Consider the following 26,430-nt stretch of genomic DNA (forward strand, 5'->3'; position numbering starts at 1 on the left):
GATAAATTAATTACTATTCTATCATTTTCAATCTTCTTAAGTCTTCTAAGACAAAAAGAGCTTGTCCACACTCAGGACAAACTCTTGCTAAACTTATTCTAATTTCTCACCATTTGTAGCAATAAGCTCTTTATACCAATAAAAGCTTTGCTTACGGATACGGCGTAAGTCTTTCAAATCAAACTCTTCGCGGTTCACAAAGATAAAACCATAACGCTTGCTGCAACCTTGATGCGTACTAATAAGGTCAATGGCTGACCATGGGCAGAATCCAAATACCTCGACACCATCGGTAATCGCTAATTGCATTTGCTCAATATGCTTTCGTAAGAAATCAATGCGATAAGGATCGTTTACCACATCACCTTCCTCGAGCTTATCGAATGCACCTAATCCATTTTCTGTAACAATCAATGGAAGGTTATAGCGATCATAGATTTCTCTTAATGTGTTTCTAAAACCAACCGGGTCAATCTCCCAGCCAAACTCATTCTTTTTCAGGTTCGGATTGGTTGCACCTTTATAAACACCTTGCTCTCCAATCGTGATATGCTGGTCTCCTGTGTGACCAACATCTGTACCGTCTCCTTCACTTGCCGCAACCGTTTGGGAAGTATAATAGTTAAAAGCAATAAAGTCAGGCTTCGCACTTGCTAAAACTTCCATATCACCATCAAGAATGGTTGGAACATAGCCTTTTTCTTCAAAGTAGTTCCAAGCAGTTGTATTATAACGGCCAAATACAGCCATATCTAAGTAAAGCCAGTTACGAATCGCTGAATAATTTTGAGCAGCCATAATATCTTCCGGCTTAGAGCTTGCTGGATAGATGGAGACAATGTTCGGTGCCGGACCAATTTTTGCATTTGGCAGCATTTGATGGCACAAATTCATCGCTTTTGCCTGCGCCACGAGCATGTGGTGGTTTTGCTGATACAATTCCTTTTTAGGATTTTCTAAGTTAGGGTCAACGGTACCAATCGCATCACCATGCAGGATCATCATATTTTGTTCGTTAATAGTTAACCAATAGTTTACCCGGTCACCGAAGTTTTCAAATAAGGTTTGGGCATAAACTTCAAAGGCATCAATGGTTTCGCGGTTTGACCAGCCGCCTTTTTGCTGTAGGGCATATGGCAAGTCAAAATGGTACATCGTCACAATCGGTTCGATCCCATGTGCAACGATTTCATTGATTAAATTATTATAAAACTCGATTCCTTTTTGATTCAGTTCTCCAGAACCATTCGGATAGAGTCTTGTCCAAGCAATTGAGAAGCGATAGGCTTTATATCCCATTTCGGCTAATAGCGCAATGTCTTCTTTGTAATGATGATAATGGTCGCTGGCAACTTTAAAATCGGTAGTGCCTTCTGGGTATTTCGCCATATCGATGACAGATGGACCTTTTCCATCTTCATTCCAGGCCCCTTCGATTTGATATGCTGATGTGGAACCGCCCCAGAAAAAGTCCTTTGAGAATGGTTTAAGTTTAGAGTGTTTCATGTAAAGTTCCTCCAGTTTCAAATTGTTTTTTCAGAATTGGTCTTTATTGACCGAGATTCTCTTTATTCTTGGTCTTCAGGGGTTATGAACCCTTCTTTATCTACCGAACCTACTCACTTCAGTCAAGTCCAGTAAATTGTGTAAAAATTGTCAACAATGAAACTTAGGCTTACATAAAATTATGATAAGTGGACTTCACATATTTCGAATTAACATTGAGTGGCGGGCATGATAGCCTGGAGGGCAAGCCAGGGGTTGTTAAACTCCTGGCTTCCTGGCTTTACATCATGCCCGCAGAGGCTCAATGTCAATTCGAAATTAGGCCATCCACCACACCCTAAAACTACTTTCTTAAGTATTTCAAAATTGAGATAATTTGATTCCAATCGGGACCTAACGAACATGTGTGTTTACTCATTTCCTACAGGTAATAATCTTTTATTTGCTAGTTCTTCTGCAATATCCATCAATACTGCTCCAATCAATCTGAACGCTGATTGTGTATTGGGGAAAATTCGTATAACTTGTTCCCTTCTCCTAACCTCTTGATTTAATCGTTCTAACGAATTTGTACTACGAATAAATAGGCGATATTTAGAAGGTTGGTTGAGGTATTGAATGGCATCTTCGAAGCCATTTTCTAATGTTTCTATAGCCTTTTCCAGTTTTGGATTTTCTCCAAAACTCTTTAAAAACTCTTCTTTGAATTTCCTAGCATCTTCAACTTTTACAGCATCAAATATTCTCTTTAAGCCTATTTTCACATCTTCCATGTCTTTTTTAGGCAATTGACTAAAGATATTGCGTCTAAAATGTACCGTGCAGCGTTGCCAAGTAGTCCCTACAAATTCTTCCGCAATAGCCTTTTTTAAGCCCTTATGTGAATCTGATATGATTAATTTAGGTGATTGGAGACCACGTGATTGTAAGTATTGAAAAAATCTCTGCCAGGCTTCATAGCTCTCCGTGTGATCTACCTTTAAACCTAAGATTTCCCGGCCATTCTGTTCATTAATCGCCGTGGCAATATAAACAGCCTTAGACACCACACGGTGATGTTCCCTGACTTTGATGTACATGGCATCAGCATAAATATATGGATAATATGTTGTGTTAAGAGACCTATTAGCCCATGTATTAACAATTGGATCAAGCTTCTCTGTTAGAGAAGAAACAAAAGATTTTGAGACGTTCTCCCCACATAATTGTTCCACAATATTTTTTACCTTACGAGTAGACACCCCATTTACAACCATTTCAAGCATGGAAAGGGCAAAGGCTTGGTCACACCGGGAATATTTTTCAAATATAGTTGGTGAAAATTCTCCATTTCGCGTACGAGGCACTTTCAAGGAATTTTACCGATACTCAATAGTAACTCCCGTTCATAGTAACCGTTTCGGTAGTCACGACGATCCGATGTACGTTCGTAAGTCCCAGCCTGTAAGTAGTCATCACGTTCTTTTTCCATAACTGAATTTAAAACTAGAACTACGGAAGCTTTAACAACAGCGTTTAAATCCGAATTCATTACGTAGTCTTTTAAATCCTCAATATTTAGGTTAAACTGAATTTGAGTCATAATTAATTTCCTCCTCATGTTTTCGTCGCTGTTAACATTGTTGACTAGAGGAATTAATTTGACTCCTTTTCTTTTTACACAATTATACGGACTCTATCCTCACTTCATGGCTTTCGGGGGTTTTGAACCCTTCTTATCTACCGAACTTCCCGTTATCCCTGGTCTTTGGGAGTTATGAGCCCTTCGTCAACAGAAGATAACTAACTTTAATTCCTTTTAGCGTTATGAACCAGCCAACCACTTTTTATAAAAAAGAAAACCGGAAGCCATCATGGCTTACCGGCAAGCTTCAGTATTAAAGCTGTTCGCCATTCGTAGCAATAACATCTTTATACCAGTAGAAAGACTTTTTCTTGCTGCGTTCTAATGTACCGCTGCCGTCATCGTGTCTATCAACATAAATAAATCCGTAACGTTTAGACATTTCACCAGTAGAGGCACTCACTAGGTCGATACAGCCCCAAGGAGTGTATCCCATCAGGTTAACACCATCTTCAATCGCTTCAGCCATCGCTTTAATATGGTCTCTTAAATAATCAATACGATAATCATCATTGACGGAGCCATCTGCTTCCACTGTATCTTTAGCCCCTAGACCATTTTCTACAATAAATAAAGGTACTTGATAACGGTCATAGAGTTTGTTTAATGAGATACGAAGACCTTCTGGGTCAATCTCCCAGCCCCAGTCACTAGCTTTAAGGAATGGATTTTTCACACCGCCGATAATGTTACCGGATGCACTTTCTTCATTCGTTTTTTCTTTTCTTTCAGTGCGGGACATGTAATAACTAAATCCGATATAATCAACCGTACCTTCTTTAATGATCTCCAAGTCTCCATCTTGAATGTCTAATTTAATCCCATTTTCCTCAAAATAACGTTTGGCAAATGCAGGATATTCACCACGAACCTGAACATCTCCACAATAATAGTTGAAAATTTGTTCCTCTTTTAGAGCATACATGACATTTTCAGGGTTGCTATCGAAAGCATAAACTGGTGCATAAACAAGCATACATCCAATTTGTGAACCAGGAATGATTTCGTGTCCAATTTTAACAGCTAAGGCACTAGCTACAAATTGATGATGCAATCCTTGGAAACTTTCTTGTAAACGAGCTTCTTCGCTTGATGCAGAAAAACCTAAGCCGAAAAGTGGGAAATGTGTTGCTCCATTAATTTCGTTAAATGTCATCCAGTACTTTACTTTATTTTTATATCGATCAAAAATGGTTCTTACATAGCGCTCAAAAAAGCCAATCAATTTTCGATTTTTCCAAGCACCATATTCTTTAATAAGGTGTAACGGTGTTTCATAGTGAGAAATAGTCACTACTGGTTCAATCCCATGTTTGTGTAACTCATCAAATACGCGGTCGTAAAAAGCTAAGCCTTCCTCATTAGGAGTTTCTTCGTCTCCTCTTGGGAAAATACGTGACCAAGCAATCGACATACGGTATACCTTAAAACCCATTTCTGCAAAAAGAGCAATATCTTCTTTATAGCGATGGTAAAAATCAATACCTTCATGGTTTGGATAGTGATACTTACTTTCGTCAATCTCATAATTGAAACCAGGTTTCATAAGAAGTTCTAAACGAACTTTTCCACCAGGAAGCACGTCAGCTAGGTTTAAACCTTTACCGCCTTCTTGATATGCTCCTTCTAATTGATTAGCAGCGGTTGCTCCACCCCATAGAAAACCTTCTGGAAATTTACGATTCATCATCAGACACCTCATTAATTTTTATAACTCCATTGGTTAGAGTTAGTTTTTAAACTAAATATTATGTAGCAAGTCAGGGGAATTTGGATTTCCCCTGGCTTGGAATTACTGTAATGCTAGGAAAGCTTCACGAGTGTTGATTTTCCCTTGCTTAATCGGTTCAATTAATTGATAACGGTCCGTATTGGTAATAATGACAGGGGTAATTAAGTCATATCCTTCTGCCTTGATGGCATCCATATCGAACGTTACAAGTGTTTGACCCACTTCCACCAAATCACCGTTTTTCACATGTGCGGTGAAGTGTTTTCCTTCTAATTTAACAGTATCTAAACCAACATGGATTAAGATTTCAGCTCCATTATCACTAGTAATACCAATAGCATGTTTTGTTTTAAAAATAGTGGTTACTTTTCCAATAACAGGAGATACAACCTTTCCTTCTTGCGGCTGGATTGCTAGCCCCTTACCCATGATTTCAGTTGAAAACGTTGGGTCATTGACTTCACTTAATGCTCTTACTTCGCCTTTTAGTGGGCTGAAGACTTTTTCTGCTGCTACTACTAATTCAGACTTAGTGTCAACTGGAGTTGTTTCAGTTTCTGGTGATGTATTTTGATCCTCTTCACTTTCTACATCCTCAAAGCCCATAATAAAGGCTGCAACTGCACCAGCTGCAAAAGCAATTGGGAAACCTAAAGCTGCCCAGACAAATGTATCACCGACAAAAGAAGCTAATCCTGGTAAACCGGCATTACCACCAAGGATAAAGTATTTTACGCCAAGGGCACTGTAGTAAGCTCCCCCAACGGCACCACCGATAAGACCACCAATAAATGGTTTCTTTAAGCGCATGTTGACACCGTACATAGCCGGCTCGGTAACACCCATAACAGCCGTTAAGCTTGTTGTCATTGCTAAAGATTTAAAAGATTTGTTTTTAGAGCGTAATGATACTGCAAATGTTGCTCCCGCTTGTCCCATGTTGGCCATAAACATCGAAGGCATAATAACATCATAACCTTTAGTGGCAATATTGTTCATGGCAATTGGTAAAAACGCATAGTGCATACCTGTCATAATGATTAAGGACCATGTACCACCTAATAGGGCTCCTGCAAATAGTCCTGCGTGATCGAATAATGCTCCTACTCCTGCAGATAGCCAGTTTCCGATAATCGAACCTAATGGACCAACAGCAATTAAAGTAACTGGGACCACAATCAATAATGTTAATGTTGGAACAAAGATTAGTTTGAACATGCTAGGAATAATTCGGTCAACCCATTTTTCTACATAGGCTGCAATCCAGATGGCAAGTAAGATCGGGATAACAGTGGAAGAATAGGTAACTGCCGTTACAGGTAGACCAAGGAAGTGAACCGGCTTACCTGCACTTAATAATGCTGTAATATTTGGATGTAACAGCGCTGCTCCTATGGCCGCTGCCACATAAATATTACTGCCAAACTTTCTAGCTGCACTTACTGCCAGCAAGATTGGCAAGAAGTAAAATGCACCATCACCAATCGCATTTAAGATAGTGTAAACTTGGCTCGTATTTGACAGCCAGTGAAACGTTAGGGCAATCGCGAGAATCCCTTTGATCATACCCGCACCAGCAATCGCTGGCAAGATGGGTGTAAACACACCTGAAATTACATCAAAAATTGCATTTATTGGGTTTTTGCTTTTTTGAGATTTCTTATTAGTGCTGTCTGCCTTAAGTGAGCTGTTATCTAAAATAGCGTTATATACTTTTGGAACATCGTTTCCGATAATAATTTGAAATTGGTCACCGCTGACATTCGTCCCCATGATTCCTGGAACCTTTTCTAAACTTTTACGATCAACTTTGCTTTGATCATGTAAATTGAAACGTAATCTTGTCATACAGTGAATAACGTTCTGAACATTACCTTCACCACCAACAAGTTCTACAATGCTTATAGCTGTTTTTTTGTAGTCCATGATTTTTCCTCCTGATTTTTTGTAAAAAAATAACCTGAGTAACAAGAGATGGACTTGGCACTATGGTCCTCCCTTTGTTCCTCAGGTTTTGCCTGCATTACCAGTAACAATCCTGTGTTAAAAATATTAAACTAGTAAAACTGCCGAAGTCACTTGTAAGAGCTAGTCAGTCCTTACAAAACTTCCATTTAGGAATAAAAAAAACCTAAATTGAATGCCATAAACAATCATAGTTATATGACAATACAATTTAGGTTTTGCCTGCTTGATCAGTAACAATCCTATTAAATGAATATTAATTTGTGAATTTATAATAGCACACGCTTTCAATATAAGTCAACGCTTTCTTTCAAATAATTTAGGATCTATTCACTACACGTTCAATATGAATCGTAAGATAGGCCATCTCTTCTTTTGTTAGTTCATGGTTATGTGTTTTTTTGATAAAATCGCGAATTTTCTCCACACATGCAAAAGCTTCTTTTTGTTTCTCTTTTACCATCTCATAGAGAAAGTCATCCCCGCTTTTGTGGGTAGTTTCCGTATACAACCGCTGCGCAAAGAACTTGAGATGGGTAAGAAAACGGAAATAGTTTAATGATTCCTCATCAAGCTCTATTTTGAAATGATATTTAACAATATTCAAAATATCTTGAATTAATCTGGTCATATTAACAACGTTTGGCATTTCTTCATTCAGCTCAGCATTGACAATATGCATGGCAATAAATCCCGACTCATCCTCAGGAAGCGAAATTCCAAGCGCCTCTTCTATCATCTTTAACGCCTTTAAACCGATTTCATATTCATCCGAATAAATTCTTTTGATTTCCCAGAGCAATGGATTAGAGATGGTTAAGCCCTTTTGGTTTCTCTCAATCGCGAAGGTGATATGGTCCGTTAACGATACATATATGCTGTCATTTAATTTTTTCCCCAGTTTTTCCTTCGCATATGAAATAATCTGTTCAGAAATATCCATGTATTCCATGGGAACATCATACAGAAGCGTTTTAAATTTTTCCGAGACATCCTTATTGTCTAATTTAAAAATCTTCTCAATCTTTGATTCGTCTACAAGATCACCAGGTCTTTTTTGAAACGCAATCCCCCTGCCCATAACGACAAGTTCTTTATTGTTGGGATCGATCACACTGATAACATTGTTATTAATTACTTTTGCGATTTTCATGTCAATCACCTTTGAATGTTATTTTTCTAAAAAATAAAACCTAAAACTAACGTCAATAACATTAGTCTTAGGTTTTGCCTGATTTAACAGTTACAATCCTATAAATTTAACTAAAATTCTATCACCAATTATACAGACAATCAATATTTAACCTACACAGGATAGGAAAATAGACCCCATCTTTTTATGGAAGTAGTCTTTTAATTAGTGATTTTGGTTTTTTTCGGACTTTCTCAGCAATCATTTGGACCACGTACATAAGGACCGATTTGGCCATAAAGAGAATAGCCATTTGGTAATGCTTTAAACGAACGAGCGAGGCGATCCCCATTCTTTTTAACACGTACATTCCTGGATAACTAAATAAAACGTCCATGACTAAATTCACAAGAAGATAGCGAAAGAATTTACCAAAGGTAAATTTTAATATCCAAATCGATCCTATAAAAAAAGGACCAAATAGGAGAGGCAATTCTCCCATTACATTAGGAATTAGTTTTTCGTAAAATCTCCACCAAGCTCTCCTTTTAGCCACTATGCTTTCGACAGAAATCCAAACGATGATAAAAAAGGCCCCAGGTAAATAGCGTTTGAAGTTTCTTTTTCCTAACATTGGTAATGACAGCCATGGGACCAGCATCATCACTAGTAATATCCATTTATTATATTTCATCAATCGCCATTCCTTTTTTTATTTTTAATATGCACAATACTTAGTGGTATTATTTACTATCTTGGAAAATAAATCCTATATTCAATAGAAGTTTCGAAATTGTTTTAATTGTGTTCTTTGAGACAGATAGGTAGCGATTTAATTTTTCAAAATTTATAATCATTAATAGGAGGCGAATAAAATGATTCTACGACCAGAAGCAAATGAATTTCCGGAATATTATGTTCCGTATGTAAAGTTAGTTCCAGAAGGCGACTTGCTAGAAATTTTAAAAGATAATTTTGAGAAAACAACTGCACTATTCGAAGGATTATCTGAAGAAAAGGGACTGTACCGTTACGCCACAGGAAAATGGAGTATCAAAGAAGTCCTTGGTCATATGGCTGACACGGAAAGAATTATGAGCTACCGTCTGCTTCGAGTTGGCCGTGGCGATAAAACACCACTTGCGGGCTTTAATGAGAACGACTATATTGCAGAATCTAATTTTGATGGACTTCCTATTAAAAAGCTTTTAGAAGACTTCACCGCCGTACGCAATGCTACCATCACCCTAATTAACAATTTGCCAGAAAACGCATGGGAGAAAATAGGATTCGCAAACAACACAGAAATCACCACCCGTGCCATTGCCTACATCATCGCAGGTCACGCACTCCACCACCTCAAAATAATAAATGAGCGCTATTTGGTGACAGGCACCATTAAATGATTTGGCATCAAGTTATAGGGGAAACCTCCATTTTGGTTTCCTTTTTAATTGCGAACATTTGTTCTTTGTTTTATAATTGAAATATCGGTAATAATAGGAAATGGGATTCATGGATTTGTTGTTCAAGCAAAAATTCTTGAAGCATTCCTTGTTTCCAGTTATCGAAATAGAACTAACCTAAGGAGATGGAGATTATGTCATTACGTTTGATCCCTTATTTAGTAATGGATGGCAATGCAAAGGAAGCAATTCAATTTTATCAAAAGGCTTTAGATGCTCAGGTTCTCTTTAGCCAATCGTTTGGAGAGATGCCGGAAAATCCAGAATTCCCTCTACCTGCAGATGCAAAAGACCTTGTTAGTCACGCAACCATTAAGGTTGGTGAGACAGAAGTAATGTTTTCTGATAACTTCCCTGGTACACCACATCAGAGCGGAAATCAGGTAACTCTTTGTCTTTCTACGAATGATGCTGAACAGGCACGCAAGTTCTTTGATGCTTTACAGGATGGCGGGCAAGTAGGCATGCCGCTTCAAGAAACCTTTTTCAGTCCAGCTTACGGATCTGTAACGGATAAATTCGGTGTCAACTTTCAAATCTTTACTGAGGGCAGACAATAATTCCAACACTTTCCGAAACGTTTCATTCAGCTTAAGACATATACATAAAGGAATAATACAATAGAAAACCGGCTTTGCAGCATGTAATTCATGCCGCAAAGCCGGTTTTTCATTTTTTATAAAGAATAAAATTATGGCCGTTATAAATGAACCTTTACTTCTACTCCAAAATGGTCGGATACAATCAGTTTATTAGTATTGTTAAAGATTACATTTGAAAAATATGTCTCAACTGGCTTATTACTTAAGATTAGATCGATTCGCAGGTCATTCTCATTATCGTTCCAGCCTTTAATTTTTCCCTTAACTGTAGTACCTTCATCCTTTTCCTTAGCCAAATGGTAGGTGTCATAAAGACCGTGACTTAGTAAATATTCATATCCCTCACCCTTGAGAGCAGCATCATTGTTAAAATCCCCCATAAGAAAGAATTGTTCATCCCAATTCATTTCTTTCAGTAACTTGTCCACCTGTACTTTAAAGGGCTCCTCCTCATCATGCCACCATCCCATATGACAAGAATAGAAGGTGTAAGGTTTATCCTCATAAAGGATTGTCGCTCCTACAGTTCTTCTTGTCTTCCAGTTACCAGCATAATCCTCGCTTTGCGAGACATAAAAGGAGTGCTGTTTGAGAACCGGATGCTTAGTTAAGAGGGCGATCCCTTCTTCATAAGTTCCATTATTAACATAGTGGGTTACATCCCACACAAACGAATATTCTTCGTTACCGAGTTTTTTTAGTTCCTGCAGAAGTACATAGCCATAATTGTTCTTTTTTACTTTCCCATCCACATACTCTTCCGCGATTGCTTGACTAACCTCTTGCAATGCAATTACATCATACGAGTTTCCGCTAATCGTTTTTGCTAGATGTACAATCTTATCAAGTTGATGTTCCTCTTTCCAAGAATGACAATTTAATGTTAAAAGCTTCATATTCACCACACCCCGATGTCGTTTAACCCGTATTTTACCATACTCAGCTAACGGGTAAAATCAAATGAGCTTCTTACATTATTATTGTGTGAATACCATTAATGGTGACAGGCACCATTTATAACATCATTAGCTGGTGCGGGCAGATGCTGGTTGGTACTTTCTCATAGGACCTTTTTCGAGTACTTCTTGTAAGTAAAGGTTTCCTTGTGGGCTTGTTTTCTTTAGCAGGTCCATTAGATATGTAATATCATCGAGCGCTCTATGTGTTTGGTGATTAGTAATATCATGGGCCTGTAATAATGTCAAAAGTTTTCCGTTCGGGAATCCGTAATTCTTCCAAGGGATATTTCTCATCGTGCAATACCATTTTAATTCATTAACTTCAGGATACATGTGGTATAAGAAGCTGCGGTCAAAGGAAGCATTATGGGCAAATACCGCATCAGCCCGATGGAAATAGGTTTTGATCTTTACATCATAAAAACTTTTTCCTTTGACTAACTCATAAGGAATCCCATGTACTCGAAAAGCGGTATTATAGTTATTCCGAGCTGTCTGTGAAAGAGGCTCTCGCAGGAAGGAATCTTCCTCAATAATCTCGATGATTTTCCCTGTTTCCTTTCGGTAAGTAAATAATTTCAAAGCTAGTTCAATCACTTCGTCCTTTGTTGGTCCCAAACCAGTTGTTTCAACGTCCAATAATAGTCCAAATTGTTCCGATCTTTGCATCATGATCATTCCTTAAAATATAATTAACTACATTATAACAAAGCTAAGATTTTAAAACATAACCATTCTACCAAGTGCTAAAAAAAGGAAAAAGACATTCCCACAGAATAAGAATGTCTTCCGTCTTATTTTTCAGTTAGTTGCTCTTTTTCGATTATATCCTTTACAACATCTTTAATGGTCACATTCCCAAGCGCCTTCTCCAATGCAGTCTGGGCGATTGAAAAGAAAGGGCCGATTGCATCTTGAATATTTCTTCCCACTGGACAAGCAGGATTTGGATGTTCGTGGATACTAAATAATTCATCTTCCTTCACTACATCAACCGCTTTATAAACATCAAGTAAAGTAATTTGTGATAAATCCTTCGCTAATTCAGCTCCTGCAACCCCAGGTCGTACATTTACCAGTCCAGCGTTTTTTAACATCCCCATAATTTTTCTAATTACTACTGGATTCGTATTTACACTACCTGCTAAATACTCAGATGTACTTACCCCACTTTTATTTATCTCAATAAGGGATAATATATGAATGCCAACAGCAAACCGACTGCTTATAGACACATATGCCACCTTCCTTTTCATTTAAAAACATTTCTCCATGTAATTATTCCGATTACATGTTTATTATACCGCAATAGCCTGGTTTCAATCAAAAAAGCAGTCATTTTGCCGTTGCTTTCCCCTTATTTCCAATTAATTATTGTTCCCCATCCCCTTTAAAAATCCTTGTATGATGATGGTCAGGCTTTCGTCTAAGTCCAAATTCATTTTAAAGCCGCCTTTTTGCTCTAATGCAGAGAATCCGTGCAAAATACTGCGTAAACCTCGGACAGTATGCAAGGCCCTTTCTCCCTCCAACTGATATACTTGCAGTACACGAATGGATAGATTAACAATTTTTGCCCCTGCCTCTTGTACCTCTTCATCTTCAGGGTCTGGTGCAAGAAGCGTTGCCTCATAAATCCCCGGATGGTTTCGAGCAAAATTTACATAGGCTTTACTCATGGCTAGAACAGCTCTGGGTCCAGCTTCTCCAATAGCAGCATCTGCAATTTCCTCATATAGTTGGTTTATCCCATAAATGGCTAATTTTTTTCGTAAACCTTGCAGACCATCAAAATGGTTATATAGTGAGGGAGGACGAATTCCTAATTTTTTTGCCAAATTTGCAAGTGTTACCTCGGGTATTCCTAGTTGGTCAGCGATTTCTCCTGCGGCATCTAAAATCGCCGTCAATTCGAGTCCAACTTTGGGTCTTGGTGACATAACTATAACTCCTTTATTCCATTTTCCGATTAAAAGCATCGATTGCTTTTTCCATCATAAACATAGGTTCTTCCACCATTTCTCCGTGACCAACTGCCAAAAGCTTCGGCTGATAGCTGATCATTTTTCCTGCACTAGCCAATGCTGTTTTCTTACTCCAAGTTCCAAACGCAGGGAATGGGAACCATGGTTTCAGATCACCAGCAACAGCAATGCCTCCTCTTGTTTGGAAAGCATCTCCTGCAATTAATGCTTTAGTCCGTAAATCCAGGAATGACATTGATCCAGGTGTGTGCCCCGGAGTTTCTATTGCTGTTAATGAACCTACTAACTCGCCTTCCTTGAGCAAGATATTGGCCCGGGTTTTTAAGCTTTTCGGTACTCCCCCTTTTATCGGTGTTTGATCTTCATGCGGATCAAGGGAACGGTCATTATTCATTAGTCTGTAATCTCGGGATGAAATATAAACAGGCACCTCAGGCAGGGCTTCTTTAAGCATATCAAGTGCCCCCACATGATCTTCGTGAGCATGTGTTAAAATAATTTTTGTGATTGGCTTCCCTATTGTTCTAGCAGCCTGCAAAATACCTTTTGCACAAAAACCAAGCGCAGCATCAATTAGCGTTAGTCCATCAGCTTCCTCCACTAAATAGCAGTTAACTGGAAAAACCTTCGCCATAAATGTTACTTGATACAGAAAACCCTTTTTTATTACCCTCATTTATTCCATCCCCCTTTTAACTAATCCCATTAGTTTTATGGTTTTATTTTAACTAATACTATTAGTTAAATCAACAATTTCTTTTAAAAACGCACTAAAAAAAGCGTCTCCTTCTTTATATTAGTCAGAGGCGCTTTTTTATTCAGGACTTTTAGGAAACAGCATTGGCTTTAAAAACTATTATCCTCATTCAATTCTTGTTTATTTACAAACCAAGCGGTAACCTGTGTGAGAATGGAATATGTAAAAAAGAAATTCATGGCCCATACATTTACGAACGGTACAATGCCTCCAAACTCAATTGTTTCATAGCCTTTTAATTTCATTACAATCATCGATTCAATAAAAATAAGTACAAAACCAACTACTCCCGCAACAGCTGCTTTTACCATTAGCCTATACCTCCTAATTTGCCTTCTTTGGATTCATATATCCTATTTAAACAATAACAATAGTGGATTTTAGACAATTTTGTGAACACTGATAATTCTATTATATGTCAAACTCCAATAAACACAACTATTCAAAAGTAAAAAAGTGCCTGACACCCAAAGGGTGTCAGGCACTTTTTTTACTCTGCTCATAATGTTATTTTTCCCTTTGACCTGGTTGGTATGTTCCATGGCCGTGGTGGTAACCATGCCCTGGAACATAGGTGCCATGTCCATGATGGTAGCCATACCCCGGATAATAACCGCCATGCCCATGATGATAAGCTTGACCTGGATAGCCGACGTATCCATATGGGTATCCATGACCTGGATAATAGCCACCGTGTCCATGATGATATCCATAACCCGGATAATAGCCGCCATGTCCATGATGGTAAGCTTGACCCGGTACACCATATTGTCTCTCCATTCTAATTCCCCTCCTTTGTCACTTTAGTGTATGTCTACATGACAAAATCGGAATAGGTAATTATCCTAAACCTTCAGAACTTAATAATTTTGAACTATAATAGGTTGGAAAATTTATTGTCATTTAAAATTTGTGATTTACTTTTTTTGAGGTTAAAAGGAGGCCAACTTAAAAACATAATCTTCACAACTTCCACATAACTTCCCCCTATTTTCCACACAAATTTCCACTATGATAAAAGCATCTTATTTAGGAAATAGGTTCAACCAGAGCTCATTTCTTAAAACTTCCCATTTTGGATTGGTGCCAACACCAATCTATTTTTTTGTTTTCAAAACGAATCTTCACAACTTCCACATAACTTCCCCCCATTATCTACACAAGTTTTCACTATTATAAAAGCATCTTAATTAGGAAATTAGTTCGACTAGAGCTCATTTCTTAAACTTCCCATTTTGGATTGGTGCCAGCACCAATCTATTTTTTTGTATAAAAAAAGACTGCACGAATGCAGCCCCCTTTGCAAAGTCGAAAATGTTTGAATTTCACCCAAAAGTAGAGGAAGTACATAAATTCCATCCCTTCGGAACTTATTTGTAAAACTATTGAGGCCGATCTATTTCAAACATCTCTCCGATTTTCGCATAATAATTACCAGCCAGTCGGCTTACTGCAGCTAAGCCCTGGGGATCAATCCTTCCATTCTCATAAATGTCACTTTTAATATGATATTGAACAATTCTGCCGATGATAAGATCGCAGCCAGGAGAATCGGTCCCCCCCAATTCAAGGGTATGCTCTACTCTACATTCCATTCTAATCTTAGCTTCCTTAACCCCTGGAGTAGCGATTTTGATACTTTTTACAGGAGTTAAATTCGCTAATTCGATTTCACTTTGATTAGGCGGTAGGCTGGCAGCTGTTTGATTGACGGAAACAACATTATCTTCATCAACAATATGTACCACAAATTCTTTGTTGTCGATTATATTTCTCGCTGTATCCTTTTGTCTTCCTCCCGAACGTTGGACAGCTAATGAAATCATCGGTGGGTTGGCTGATACAATGTTAAAATAACTAAACGGAGCACCATTCAACACTCCATCCTTTGACAAGGAAGTAACAAAAGCAATCGGTCTAGGGATAATACTTCCAATTAAAAATTTATAATTATCTCTCTCCGTATTTTTAGAAGGGTCAATAGCAATCATCATAAAATCCTCTCCTTACCCAGTGTTTTAGCGTACATTCAACTTATTCTTATATTATTCCCCAATTTTATGCAGTTTGGAATTTTATTAACACAAAAAAGCTGCCAAAATGGAATTTGTACATAAAAATAAAAAAAGCTTTACCTCTTTTCTTTTGAAGTAAAGCTTTTTTAATCTAGGCTTATACTCTTTGACTTTTTGCAGGCGATCTTCTTAATTCAAATCGGGTCTTCTCCGTTCGATCAATTTGCGTGATAGTACCGTCATGAATCGTTATCGTAATAGAACCAAACTCAATATTCTTTAATGCTTCTAGAATCACCTTTGTTCTTTCTTGATCGACTACTGCCATCATTCAACACTCCCTCTAATTTATTAATATCACATCAGAATACTTGGTTTTATAGACAAAAAATTTTAAGTTTCGATCAGAAAGACAACAATGTGGACTGCACTTACTAATAGGATAAGCCAACTCACCATCACTCCTTTCGATTAAAAAAGGCTTATACCCCCACTTTAAAAAGCGGGGAGTATAAGCCTTTGGTGGTCCAATCAGCTCTATCATATTTGTTTATTGTTCAATATAAGCTTGAATTAGTTTTATTTTATTCTGACTTTTCCGAGGTGTCAAGTGGGTTTTGAAATAATTCTAAATTTTTAGGTTTTATAAATTAGGAATTTTTTCAAAGTTGAGGCGATACGCTTTTACAATAATGCCATCATTGGCAGGTTCAAAGTCGTATTGTGAGATATGCTCAAATCCAAACCGTTCGTATAAGCTAATTGCGCTTTTCATAAATGCTCCTGTGTGCAAACCAATAGCCAAATGACCTTTTGCTTTTGCCCGTTCGATACATTCAGAAATCAGCGCGGTTGCAATCCCTCTACCTTGAGCTTCGGGGTCAACAGCGAGCATCCGAATTTCTGGATAATCCAGCTGCTCCACATTCCCTTCATAAGCATCCGAATGGGCTGGATATAAAACCACACTGCCGATGATTTTCCCATCTAATTCAGCCACTATTCGCTCAATATCCGAATTAAAATTAGCATCGGAAGAAATAGCTGCCTTAAGTGCCTTCCAATGGTCTTCTGGAATGTTTTTGACATGGACTTCATAAGCACGTACCCTTTGCTCTCGAATCAGCGGAAATTCCTCAACTAAAGCATCTCGTATTAACATGTTCCTATACTCCTCCATCCGCTTTCTCATTTTATTAAAAATTTTTCTAACTTATTACTTAAAACTTCACGATTATGCGGAGAAAATAGTCCTGAAAGGTCCGGCCCCTTCGGTAGAATATGAAAGCTCTTTTGATCATTGTTGGCGATATGATTCGATAAATGATAATGTCTTTTAATTGCATCAAAATCAGTTGTATCGCCAAATCCTGGTGTTTGGTATAAATCCCGCAAATAACCCCAAAGGTTTGGAAAATCAACAATTCGATTCCGATTGGCCTTGAAGGCAGAATAATAGGCTGCATCGAAACGGACGAGCGTGGCATAGAGTCTAACATCGGCATCAGTAATATAATCACCAAATAAGAATCGTTGGTGTGAGAGGAGTTCTTCTAATGCATCTAATCTAGCAAATAACGTATCATATGCTTGTTCATACGCCTCTTGTGACTGGGCGAACCCGCATTTGTAAACTCCATTATTTACTTCATGGAAAATAACATCATTTAGCTGATTAATTTGCTCTCGCAAATGCAGAGGATATAAATCTGGGGCATTCTCACGGTGAAATGGCGCCCAAACGGTTTCAAAATAGTTGGTAAGTTTAAAATAATCGTTATTGACGACCCTTTGCTCCACAAGATCGACGACAACAGGGACTGTAGGGCGCCCTGAATAGTCCGGATCGGTTTTTAAATAAATATCACTTATATAGCGTATCCCTAAAACAGGATCGACCCCATCCTTGTCCAAAGAAAATTCCCAATCCACATGCGGCAATTTCGGCCTCATTGGGCTCGCAGTCCCTAAACTGATGACCTCTTCCAAACCAAGCAAACTTCGAACAATGACGGACCTATGTGCCCAAGGGCAGACCGCTGACCATAATAGCCGATATCTCCCCTCCTCAATCGGCAGCTCACCCTCATTGTGCCCAAACGGAGCAGTAAATCTATTCTTCTGTCGGTTAAATGAACCATCAGCTTTAATTTCACGTACACTTTCTGACATGATCAACATCCCCTCCTATATATGGAATTAATTTTAGGGGGGTTTACTTTTATTAGTCAACACAAATAACTGACTTTATGAAATTTTTCGAAAATGAAGTTCAAAAAAAAAGCCTTGCTTCTAGCAAGGTCTGGTTTTCTAAATTTTTTTAATAGAACGCCTGTATTGATACTGCCCCCATTGGTAATGGATAAAGCAGCCAACACAAAAGCCCAAAATGGCTACAAATGCTGCCACCCCAACTAGGATCGTAAAAGTAAAGCCCAACGTATTCCAGCCTAGAAAGAAGCTAATAAAACCGATTGCCAGACAAGATACAGCGATTTTTTGATTAAACTGCTGCTGCTCCCAATCTTCAGGAAGATATGCCTCAGGCTCTTTCCTTAAGAATCGTTTGGCAAGCTGCATAATTGGATTAAACCCGAATAATAGTCCACTTAAACCAGAAAGTAGCGGTATTAATAAAAGCCATTCTATACCAGTGACCCATGTGAGCACCACGCTTAAAACAATAACCCACTGGTTTGTTCGTACTAGAGGCCTAGGAATCGAACGAATATTGTCAGTCAATTAAAATACCTACCTTTCTCATTGGAATTGTATGTTTAATCTTCCATCCAGTTTAAATGGAAATTAATCTTTTGTATACTAAAACGCCCGAACTACTTTAATCATGTTATCCACTTATTAATATGTCCTAGATCATAAAAAAAAGGCAGGCAAAGTTATTTTGCCATACCTTCTATGCTTAAAATGGTTTTAGTATCATAAGGGCGATGATAATGATAAAAATTACATTTTCAAGGTTTTCATAACGAAATAAAATTTTTGATAAACGCCAGTATTCATCAGGAATTTTTTCACCTTGATAGGAGTCCAACAAAGCCTTTACAGGTTTGGACATTGGCGATAAAACGATTGGTCCAATCGCAAGGGCTGCCAAAAATAGCACAAGACTTGTTACATACCATCCCGTGTGAAATAGACTTGGATTTAAAAAACCTAATGTTAAACCCGTAACCAACAGGAGCGCCCCGCCAACCATCACAAATATATGGAGCTTATGTCTCAGCCTATAGGAATGACGCAGTTCGGTCATATTAGTTCCAGCCTTCACCACAGTTGTTAAAATAAAACCCGGACCCATACCGATGATTGCAGAAAAAATATGAATAAATACAACCATTTTGTAGAATGTAATCACGACCAAAAACCTCCATTATCAAACCTGACGTTTCCATTCTACCATAATTATATTCTCAACATCTTTATAAAACCTTAAAAGGAGCTTGGATTTCCAAGCTCCCTTTAAGGTGAAATTATCGAAACAGCCCCTCTAGGCTTCTTCACTTTTTTCTAATACCCTTGACCCTTTGAAAAGTGGAACAAGAAATAGAATTCCAAGCACGAAAAGCAGTGTGGTCGTTTCATAAATGGCGACTAAGGAAAAGGTCTTTTTTAGCCAACCACTTGTTGTCATCGTAATCACCATACATCCCATGAATATCGGATTTAAAATCCCGTTAACCCGGCCAATAAAAGCTGAATCTGTATTCTTAAGAATCATGGTGTTAATCCCGATATGGACACACGGCATAAACAAACCACTGATAAATTGTGCTGCGAGCGTTAACCAAAACAACTCGGAGAACCCCATGATGAAAAACCCGAGCGCACTGACACTCATTCCAATGGCAAGCAGAATCTGCGGAGGAGTCTTTTTCGCAACGCCGACCGTTAGTCCCCCACCCAGAATCATGCCAATTCCAAATGCCGCCATTAGCCATTGCAGCTGCTCCTTTGGCAAACCGAGCTGTTCAGTAACTAGAAAAACAGCTAACGGCTGAGTAAGACCTAAGGCCAATCCTGCTGCCGCAAAACAACCACTAAGCAAGGTAAGAGCCCTGCTCTGCCAGACATATTTAAATCCTGCCTTCATCTCTTGAAGGACGGTTGTTTCTTCAGAATTGGCTTCTACTTCGTAGTCTGTCGGAAGCCTAATTAAAATCCCTGCCGAAAGTAAAAAGGCTACTCCCATAATGGCAATCGCCACATTAATGCCAAAATGTTGGTACACAAAGGTGCCAATTACCGGACCAATGATCATAAACAAAGCGAAAATGGTTTGGTAAATAGACATCCCCATTTGGATCAGTTCTTCTTCTACATGAAGTTTAAACAGCTTCATACCGGCAGGCTGTGAAAACTGCGACAGAATAGACGATACCAATGTCGCAAAGAAGATGACCTTCCACCCGCCAAAGAATAGGGCCAGCAGGACTACAAAAATCGAAATCGCACTGAGAAAATCACACCAAATCATCGTTCGTTTTGGTTTCCAGCGGTCAGCGAAAGTCCCGCCAATAAAAGAAAACAGGAAGATGGGCGCAAATTCCGCTACCGAAATTAATGACACTGCGACAGGATCCTCATTCGTTTTTTCCACCACATATAACAGGATGGAATAATTCCGCACCCAAATCCCTATTTGGAGAAAAAAGGTCGAGAGCAATAAAGTTTGGATGACTCGATTCCGAAATAAAGCCCCCATTGTAACATTTGCATTTGCTTGTTCCACATAAAAACCTCCTGACCGACTATTCAGACAGGAGATAATACAGACACAAAAAGGCAAAGCAACCCAATTACTTCGCACTATTTAAAAAAGCCCGCACTAATCCTATCCAGAATTTGTTCGTATTATCTGAATTTTCTCCAAAAATAGGATTAGTCAAACATTGGACTTAGAACACCCTTTCATAAAGACGTAAATTTATTTTACTTTATTCCTAATGGCTCTTCAAGGTAAATTTCCAATTTTTTGAAGAATTATTCTTCAGTAAGCTCCTCAGCCAAGTGTTTAAGGTTATACTCTGTATAATTATTGAGATTAGGACTATTGTTTAAAAGCTGGTATACATCCCATTGTGCCTTTAGAGGCTGAATATAGTGTTCAGGAACCACTAACCCTCTTTTTCTTAAATGTGAATAAATGCTTTCCGTCATACTCAACGACCCCTCTCCTGTTAAGAATTGACATACTAGCCCCTCTAGTTCATTATATCAAAAGCACCTTATTTTGGTAGCGTTTTCATTTGATTTTAATAAAAGAAAACAACGCTCTTCCTTTGATACGTACCGTTGTTTTAAACCTACTTACTTTTCCTTTTTGAGATGTAAAACCATATAAGCATCATCATAATATTTCTCGTTTATTTTTAAAGCCTTCTTCTCTAGCCCAAACTGCTTAAAGCCGAGGTTAGCATAAAGCTGTTTAGCACTATGATTACTTGCCGTTACATTTAAATTAATTTGTTCAACTTCAGAAAGGTCCCTGGCTTTATTAATGGCCGCTGTCAACAATGCTTTCCCTGCTCCGATTCCTCGCTTGCTTGGGGTTACATACATGGCAAAAATATTCGCTTTATGACGGACTTTTATCCGTTCCTCCTGAAGCAATGTCACCATCCCAATCAGTTCACCCTTTGCAAAAGCACCAAACGTGTAGTTCCCTTTTGCAGTAAAGTTTCGGGCCGTTTGTTCCACAGGATTTTCCCGTTGAACAGATTCTTCATAACTAGATAAAAATGCCTCAGAATGGTTCTTTAATGCTTCTAGTCTTAGTGTCCAGTAGGTTTTAGCATCCTTAGAGGTTAATAACCGTATTTCCATTTACTCGCTCTCCTTTTTACCTCCAATATTTTGTCAACATAAGTTACAGCTTGATATCGAATCATAGAAAAAGGAGGGTCATATTGTGAGAAAACTCTTATTCAGTTTAATCATCACGTTTGGTTATTTGGATATAGGTTTATTACAGCTTCCCCATGAGGCCGCTGCTCAGCAGAAACCTATTCCGTCTTATGCAAAATGGGGTACTTTAGCAATGAAAAAAACAAAAGAAAGGTATCCCAATGCCAATATAATCGATTATCTTCATGTTGGCAGAGTAACAGGTCCACATTCCACCACTGAGAAATTCAAGCTTTGGTTAAAAGATAATCAAAAAGAATTCGGTGTTTTTGTGGACATTGAATTTAACCCAACCACTAACGAAGTGATTAAGACTACTTTTAAAGAAACCACACGATAAATGAAGGAGGACATTTTGTTGTCCTTCTTCTATCTTAGTTATGCATTTGGACCAAATACTCGATTTTGGATGTCTGGTGTCTCTTGTTTTTCTACTCGTCGCTGTAAAGTGTCTTGCAAGCTTGGAGCTAAAAACTCACAGGCAGCCAGTTCCTTTAATTGTTCGAAGTCTTGTTTTTGACCATGCATGATTTCGTTGCATTTTCCGATGGTCCATTGTGGATATGGTCGCTGTAATAAGGTGAAAGCTTCGCCAGCCTTCACTGAACCTTCTTTTAGGACACGAAAATACCAGCCAGTTCGTCCAGTGTTTTGGATTAACAGTGCAAGGTTCTTCGTTTTAAAGCGGCGTGCGGGTTTCCAGCAAGGCTGCCTTGGCTGTGAGACTTGAACAATAGCTTCACCGATTTGGTAGATATCACCGATGGCAACCTCATCTTCATTCATATTTTCCAGAACAAAATTTTCACCCATTCCTCCAATGGAAATGTTGGTAATGTTATGATCCGTTTGCCAGTATGTATAATGTTCAGAAGAATAAGCAAAAACAGCCTTCTCCGGTCCGCCATGATTTTTCTGATCAAATTGCTCATCACCTGTCAACCCTGTTTTTCCAACCCAGACCGCATCTGTTACTGGTTCTTTGAAAATAGCACTAGTCCATTCTCGGTCCATCGCTTGTTTGGCATTTTTTATTCCAACTGTTTTTGGCAAACCAGCATAAACCTTTTGTAATCGCATCTCCTATCTCTCCTCACGTAATGCTTTTGTAAGCATATTAATGGTTCATTATAAAAATAATATTAAACACTCCAATTCATTTTCCTTTACGTTTTTTACTTATTCAGCTTCCCAGTGGATTGGTTTTGTAAGTGATGGAGGCAGCTTTGTTTTGGCGTCTCCTATTGCAGCATTAATTTGAGCCTGAGTGAGAAAAATACTCCCTGTCAGGTCTGATCCACTCAGGTTGGCATCGCGAAGGTCAGCTCCAATAAAATCTACATTTCGAAGATCCGCTTCCCTAAGGTCAGCTGCTATGAGATAGGCCCCTCTCAGGTTCACTCCTCTTAGATTTGCTTTTTTCATTTTAGCTCCGATGAGGTTGGCACCTCGGTTTTTCTTTTGTTTTTGCTGAAACCCGGCACGGACGAGTTTGCTTGTTTCTAATAGTAATGTATTTACTTCCGCTCTATGCTTCGATACATCGAGCTCTTTGAGTAATTTAGAACTAAGTAGTGTCAGCTTTTCCGTTTGATCGATGGCTTGAAGGAGTTCGGAGTGAATCATTTCGGTCTCTTTCAATGACAGTGCTTCTGTTAGGTACCAAAGCATTTCATGAAGCTGCTGCATGATTGGGAATACAGCATACATTTCTTTGGCTGTTTCGGGATGTTTCCGCCAGTCTTTTCCTTGATATGTGATTTGTGATACTTTTTGTCCAGCTCCAAAACACTCATAGACTGTGCAGCCTTTAAATCCTTTTTGTCTAAGGTTCTGATGGATGCCGCAGCGAAAATCTGGTTGTAGATTCTTGCATGGTGTGCCACCTTCTTTGTCTAATGCAAAATCCGCAGAAGCGGCGAACGGCAGGGCCACACAGCATAAGCCGAAGCAGTCCTCACACTTCGCATGAAGCTTCTCGCTAGAATGTCCATTCCGTGAGCTAGCTAGCTGATTGGGCAAAATGTTCACTTCCTTTCAATTACCTATTACTATAAAACAAATCTGTATGTGATGGGAGTAGTTTCCTGTCGCTTCAAAAAAAAAATAAAAAATACACAGGCGATCCGCAGAATCGCTTGTGTATGAATGAATCCTACTGATTAGTTTTTGAATCAGAAGAAGACATACTTATATAACTCCTAAATGCCTTCCTCCATACCCAATACCCGTACTCCATAGTCGATAACGCTAATCCCATCCAATCAAATAGATAGGAACCCGGATAAAAATCATATGTACTCTGCTTTCCATCGGCTTCACCTGCAGCCATTTTTTCTAGGTCCAGCTTTTCCAACGTATCCAATGACTGATTGACTTCTTTTTCAGTAACCTTAATCGCTTTATTTACAATTGCCACCGCTTCAGAAACCTCAACAGATTCATCCGGTCGATCCTCATTTACAACTTCCTTAAACACGTTGCCAACATGTATCCCGGACATCGATTTCATCGCTTCTGTTATTACCTTTGCTATCTCTTCCTTTGAAAAAACTTTAATGGAGATCCACCCACGCGGATCAACCTGATAACCATGCTTCTTTATGGTTTCCTCCGACATATACTTCCCGATCACGTAGCCATTTCCACTTGGATGTAATTGCGTGGCCAATACCTGACCCTTTTGAACACTTTCAGGATATACAAAGCTTACCTTTCCATTTCCAATCGTCTTTTCCTTTAACTTAAATGAATGAAAAATAGCCTTTTTTTCCTCAAAAGATAACACGCCAATGACTCCCTTCCAAAATACCCATGATTTTATTAAAAAACAGGTAAAACTAGTTAAGAAACAGTCATTCAATTTACGAGTAAAATTTGCCAATATTAAATTTATTATACCAGATTAATAACCGTGAGATGGTATTAATCAACATTTATCTACAATACTATAGTTAAAAAATATGGCGTGATTGTGAATGTTTTTGATTGGTAAAGAATGTTTATGAATGATTATGGTTGATTTTTATCTAAAAAGTGAGTATGATAAAAACACCAAGTAATTCATGAAAGCGTTTTAGGAGGCGGATACATTTGTTAGAGCCAGAACGCCATCAAATCATTCTAGAAGCATTAAAGAATAAGAATACGGTTAAACTTCAAGAGCTAGTAGAGTTAACGAATTCATCAGAATCAACCATTCGCAGAGACTTAACTCAATTAGAAGAAGGGAAATTTTTAAAAAGGGTCCACGGTGGTGCAGCCAGACTTCAAGGAAAGCTGCAAGAACCTAGCATGACCGAAAAATCTTTCAAAAACCTTCAAGCAAAGCAAGTGATCGCTCAATACGCTGCAAGCCTAGTAGAAGAAGGAGATTGTATCTATTTGGATGCAGGATCCACTGTTTTTGAAATGATTCCTTTCCTCCCTACAAATATTGTTGTTGTCACAAACGGACTTATGCATTCAAATGAGCTACTTGAGAAAAATATAAAAACATTTTTACTAGGTGGGTATATTAAACCAACTACCAAAGCCATGATAGGCCGCGGTGCATTTGAGAGCCTAGAGCAGTATCGTTTTGATAAATGCTTTATGGGCGTAAACGGAATACACTCCCAATTAGGGTACACAACTCCGGACCAAGAAGAGGCCATGATTAAACAGCAAGCTATTAGTCTATCTCGTGAAGCCTATGTTTTAGCAGATGAGTCTAAATTCTCAGAGATTGCATTTGCCAAAATAGCTGACCTTCATGAAGCGATGATCCTCACAAATGAGTTAGACCTCGATACGAAGGAGCAGTATTCTAGTAAGACAAAGATAAAGGTGGTTACTTCATGATTTATACATTAACGTTAAATCCTTCACTCGATTATATTGTTGAGCTGGATCAAGTCACTGTAGGCGGATTAAACCGGACGAAAAAAGAAACTAAATTGCCTGGTGGTAAAGGGATTAACGTATCCCAAGTCTTAAAAAGACTAGAGATGACGAACATAGCCCTTGGATTTATCGGTGGTTTTACAGGAGATTATATTGAAAACTACTTAAAGTCGCTTGAAATTAACACCGATTTTATCAGAATCGATGGAGATACCAGAATTAATGTAAAGGTAAAGTCTGATTCGGAAACGGAAATCAATGCATCAGGTCCTAACCTTTCGAATGAAAACTTCGAAGCCTTAAAGCAAAAAATTAATGAACTAACAAGCGAAGATACCATTATTTTGGCAGGAAGTATTCCTTCCACAATGCCAACAAACACATATGAACAACTAGCGAAAATTTGTAATGAAAAAGGCATAAAATTTGTGGTTGATGCGGAAGGAGACTTATTAAAAAAGGTCATTCCATTACAGCCATTCTTAATCAAACCTAATCATCATGAGCTTGGTGACTTATTTAATACAACACTTTCCACTTGTGAAGAAGTCATTCCATATGGAAGAGAGCTCATCAAGCAAGGTGTACAAAATGTGATTATCTCACTTGCAGGTGAAGGTGCCGTCCTTATTAACAAGGATCAAGCCATCATTGCTACCGTACCAAAAGGGGAAGTCAAAAGCTCAGTAGGTGCTGGGGATTCAATGGTAGCAGGCTTCTTAGCAACCTATGAGAAAACAAAATCGATTGAAGAGGCCTTCCGCTTCAGTGTTGCCTCAGGGAGTGCAACAGCATTTTCAATCGGTCTATGTACACCTGAAAAAATTGAAGGTTTACTACCGCAAGTAAAGCTCGAAACAAAATTATTCTAAAGGAG

General features: G+C 38.4%; 29 protein-coding genes and 1 pseudogene. 5 read left to right on the forward strand and 25 right to left on the reverse strand.

The window, feature by feature from the left end:
* Positions 1-93: 93 nt before the first annotated feature.
* The 6 genes and pseudogenes from JOC76_RS01315 to JOC76_RS01340 form a co-directional block, all read right to left on the reverse strand.
* Positions 94-1,506 (reverse strand): glycoside hydrolase family 1 protein, encoded by a 1,413-nt coding sequence (locus JOC76_RS01315; RefSeq protein WP_205175443.1) that lies wholly within the window; start codon positions 1,504-1,506, stop codon positions 94-96.
* A 410-nt stretch (positions 1,507-1,916) separates the two neighbouring features.
* Positions 1,917-3,088 (reverse strand): annotated as a pseudogene (locus JOC76_RS01320) (IS256 family transposase).
* A gap of 295 nt (positions 3,089-3,383) precedes the next feature.
* Positions 3,384-4,820: a glycoside hydrolase family 1 protein gene (locus JOC76_RS01325; protein ID WP_205175445.1), complete on the reverse strand. Its 1,437-nt coding sequence runs from the start codon at positions 4,818-4,820 to the stop codon at positions 3,384-3,386.
* 102 nt (positions 4,821-4,922) lie between these two features.
* A complete protein-coding gene (locus JOC76_RS01330; protein WP_205175447.1) occupies positions 4,923-6,788 on the reverse strand; it encodes a beta-glucoside-specific PTS transporter subunit IIABC in 1,866 nt (621 codons plus the stop codon).
* A gap of 358 nt (positions 6,789-7,146) precedes the next feature.
* Positions 7,147-7,980, reverse strand: a complete 834-nt coding sequence (licT, locus tag JOC76_RS01335) for a BglG family transcription antiterminator LicT (RefSeq protein ID WP_205175449.1) — start codon at positions 7,978-7,980, stop codon at positions 7,147-7,149.
* Positions 7,981-8,164: 184 nt separating this feature from the next.
* On the reverse strand, positions 8,165-8,653 hold the full coding sequence (locus JOC76_RS01340) for a hypothetical protein (RefSeq protein WP_205175451.1): 489 nt from the start codon (positions 8,651-8,653) through the stop codon (positions 8,165-8,167).
* Between the two features lie 181 nt (positions 8,654-8,834).
* Between JOC76_RS01340 and JOC76_RS01345 the strand changes: the two genes are divergently transcribed.
* Positions 8,835-9,365: a DinB family protein gene (locus JOC76_RS01345; RefSeq protein ID WP_205175453.1), complete on the forward strand. Its 531-nt coding sequence runs from the start codon at positions 8,835-8,837 to the stop codon at positions 9,363-9,365.
* A gap of 194 nt (positions 9,366-9,559) precedes the next feature.
* Positions 9,560-9,985 carry a VOC family protein gene (locus JOC76_RS01350; protein WP_205175455.1) on the forward strand — a complete coding sequence of 142 codons (426 nt, stop codon included), beginning with the start codon at positions 9,560-9,562 and terminating at the stop codon, positions 9,983-9,985.
* 140 nt (positions 9,986-10,125) lie between these two features.
* Here the strand turns inward: JOC76_RS01350 and JOC76_RS01355 are convergent, their stop codons facing one another.
* The 16 genes from JOC76_RS01355 to JOC76_RS01430 all read right to left on the reverse strand — a co-directional run bounded on the left by JOC76_RS01355 (position 10,126) and on the right by JOC76_RS01430 (position 21,587).
* On the reverse strand, positions 10,126-10,923 hold the full coding sequence (locus JOC76_RS01355; protein WP_205175457.1) for an endonuclease/exonuclease/phosphatase family protein: 798 nt from the start codon (positions 10,921-10,923) through the stop codon (positions 10,126-10,128).
* A gap of 129 nt (positions 10,924-11,052) precedes the next feature.
* Positions 11,053-11,655, reverse strand: coding sequence for an exonuclease domain-containing protein (locus tag JOC76_RS01360; protein WP_205175459.1), 603 nt, complete (start codon positions 11,653-11,655; stop codon positions 11,053-11,055).
* 125 nt (positions 11,656-11,780) lie between these two features.
* A complete protein-coding gene (locus tag JOC76_RS01365; RefSeq protein WP_205175461.1) occupies positions 11,781-12,221 on the reverse strand; it encodes an Rrf2 family transcriptional regulator in 441 nt (146 codons plus the stop codon).
* 132 nt (positions 12,222-12,353) lie between these two features.
* Positions 12,354-12,926, reverse strand: a complete 573-nt coding sequence (locus tag JOC76_RS01370; RefSeq protein ID WP_205175463.1) for a TetR/AcrR family transcriptional regulator — start codon at positions 12,924-12,926, stop codon at positions 12,354-12,356.
* A gap of 13 nt (positions 12,927-12,939) precedes the next feature.
* Positions 12,940-13,647, reverse strand: a complete 708-nt coding sequence (locus JOC76_RS01375) for an MBL fold metallo-hydrolase (protein ID WP_205175465.1) — start codon at positions 13,645-13,647, stop codon at positions 12,940-12,942.
* A gap of 170 nt (positions 13,648-13,817) precedes the next feature.
* Positions 13,818-14,039 carry a hypothetical protein gene (locus JOC76_RS01380; RefSeq protein ID WP_205175467.1) on the reverse strand — a complete coding sequence of 74 codons (222 nt, stop codon included), beginning with the start codon at positions 14,037-14,039 and terminating at the stop codon, positions 13,818-13,820.
* A gap of 196 nt (positions 14,040-14,235) precedes the next feature.
* Positions 14,236-14,508, reverse strand: a complete 273-nt coding sequence (locus tag JOC76_RS01385) for a hypothetical protein (protein WP_205175469.1) — start codon at positions 14,506-14,508, stop codon at positions 14,236-14,238.
* Between the two features lie 602 nt (positions 14,509-15,110).
* Positions 15,111-15,719, reverse strand: coding sequence for a flavin reductase family protein (locus tag JOC76_RS01390; RefSeq protein WP_205175727.1), 609 nt, complete (start codon positions 15,717-15,719; stop codon positions 15,111-15,113).
* Positions 15,720-15,900: 181 nt separating this feature from the next.
* Entirely contained in the window at positions 15,901-16,071 is a 171-nt protein-coding gene (locus JOC76_RS01395) for a YezD family protein (protein ID WP_205175471.1), read from the reverse strand.
* A gap of 315 nt (positions 16,072-16,386) precedes the next feature.
* The gene (locus JOC76_RS01400) at positions 16,387-16,905 is read right to left on the reverse strand and encodes a GNAT family N-acetyltransferase (protein ID WP_205175473.1); all 519 of its coding nucleotides are present in this window, start codon (positions 16,903-16,905) and stop codon (positions 16,387-16,389) included.
* A gap of 26 nt (positions 16,906-16,931) precedes the next feature.
* Entirely contained in the window at positions 16,932-17,915 is a 984-nt protein-coding gene (locus JOC76_RS01405; protein ID WP_205175475.1) for a glutathione S-transferase family protein, read from the reverse strand.
* Between the two features lie 138 nt (positions 17,916-18,053).
* Positions 18,054-18,485 carry a DUF4395 domain-containing protein gene (locus JOC76_RS01410; protein WP_205175477.1) on the reverse strand — a complete coding sequence of 144 codons (432 nt, stop codon included), beginning with the start codon at positions 18,483-18,485 and terminating at the stop codon, positions 18,054-18,056.
* Between the two features lie 178 nt (positions 18,486-18,663).
* The gene (locus JOC76_RS01415; RefSeq protein WP_372441890.1) at positions 18,664-19,116 is read right to left on the reverse strand and encodes a DUF2269 family protein; all 453 of its coding nucleotides are present in this window, start codon (positions 19,114-19,116) and stop codon (positions 18,664-18,666) included.
* Between the two features lie 135 nt (positions 19,117-19,251).
* Positions 19,252-20,493: an MFS transporter gene (locus tag JOC76_RS01420; RefSeq protein ID WP_307784674.1), complete on the reverse strand. Its 1,242-nt coding sequence runs from the start codon at positions 20,491-20,493 to the stop codon at positions 19,252-19,254.
* Positions 20,494-20,744: 251 nt separating this feature from the next.
* Complete coding sequence (locus JOC76_RS01425; protein ID WP_205175481.1) at positions 20,745-20,921, reverse strand: hypothetical protein; 177 nt, start codon at positions 20,919-20,921, stop codon at positions 20,745-20,747.
* Between the two features lie 150 nt (positions 20,922-21,071).
* Positions 21,072-21,587 carry a GNAT family N-acetyltransferase gene (locus tag JOC76_RS01430; protein ID WP_205175483.1) on the reverse strand — a complete coding sequence of 172 codons (516 nt, stop codon included), beginning with the start codon at positions 21,585-21,587 and terminating at the stop codon, positions 21,072-21,074.
* 85 nt (positions 21,588-21,672) lie between these two features.
* Here JOC76_RS01430 and JOC76_RS01435 point away from each other — a divergent pair, with 85 nt between their 5' ends.
* The gene (locus tag JOC76_RS01435) at positions 21,673-22,008 is read left to right on the forward strand and encodes a YqzG/YhdC family protein (RefSeq protein ID WP_205175485.1); all 336 of its coding nucleotides are present in this window, start codon (positions 21,673-21,675) and stop codon (positions 22,006-22,008) included.
* A 38-nt stretch (positions 22,009-22,046) separates the two neighbouring features.
* Here the strand turns inward: JOC76_RS01435 and JOC76_RS01440 are convergent, their stop codons facing one another.
* The 3 genes from JOC76_RS01440 to JOC76_RS01450 form a co-directional block, all read right to left on the reverse strand.
* Entirely contained in the window at positions 22,047-22,748 is a 702-nt protein-coding gene (locus JOC76_RS01440; protein ID WP_205175487.1) for an MOSC domain-containing protein, read from the reverse strand.
* Positions 22,749-22,847: 99 nt separating this feature from the next.
* Entirely contained in the window at positions 22,848-23,690 is an 843-nt protein-coding gene (locus tag JOC76_RS01445) for a pentapeptide repeat-containing protein (RefSeq protein ID WP_205175488.1), read from the reverse strand.
* A 133-nt stretch (positions 23,691-23,823) separates the two neighbouring features.
* Positions 23,824-24,456 (reverse strand): hypothetical protein, encoded by a 633-nt coding sequence (locus JOC76_RS01450; protein WP_205175490.1) that lies wholly within the window; start codon positions 24,454-24,456, stop codon positions 23,824-23,826.
* Positions 24,457-24,761: 305 nt separating this feature from the next.
* Between JOC76_RS01450 and JOC76_RS01455 the strand changes: the two genes are divergently transcribed.
* Positions 24,762-25,511, forward strand: a complete 750-nt coding sequence (locus JOC76_RS01455) for a DeoR/GlpR family DNA-binding transcription regulator (RefSeq protein WP_205175492.1) — start codon at positions 24,762-24,764, stop codon at positions 25,509-25,511.
* The gene (gene pfkB, locus JOC76_RS01460) at positions 25,508-26,425 is read left to right on the forward strand and encodes a 1-phosphofructokinase (RefSeq protein WP_205175494.1); all 918 of its coding nucleotides are present in this window, start codon (positions 25,508-25,510) and stop codon (positions 26,423-26,425) included. The genes JOC76_RS01455 and pfkB overlap by 4 nt, the downstream gene beginning before the upstream one ends.
* Positions 26,426-26,430: the final 5 nt, after the last annotated feature.

It is taken from the genome of Neobacillus cucumis (genome assembly GCF_016908975.1).
Taxonomy (GTDB): domain Bacteria; phylum Bacillota; class Bacilli; order Bacillales; family Cytobacillaceae; genus Neobacillus; species Neobacillus cucumis.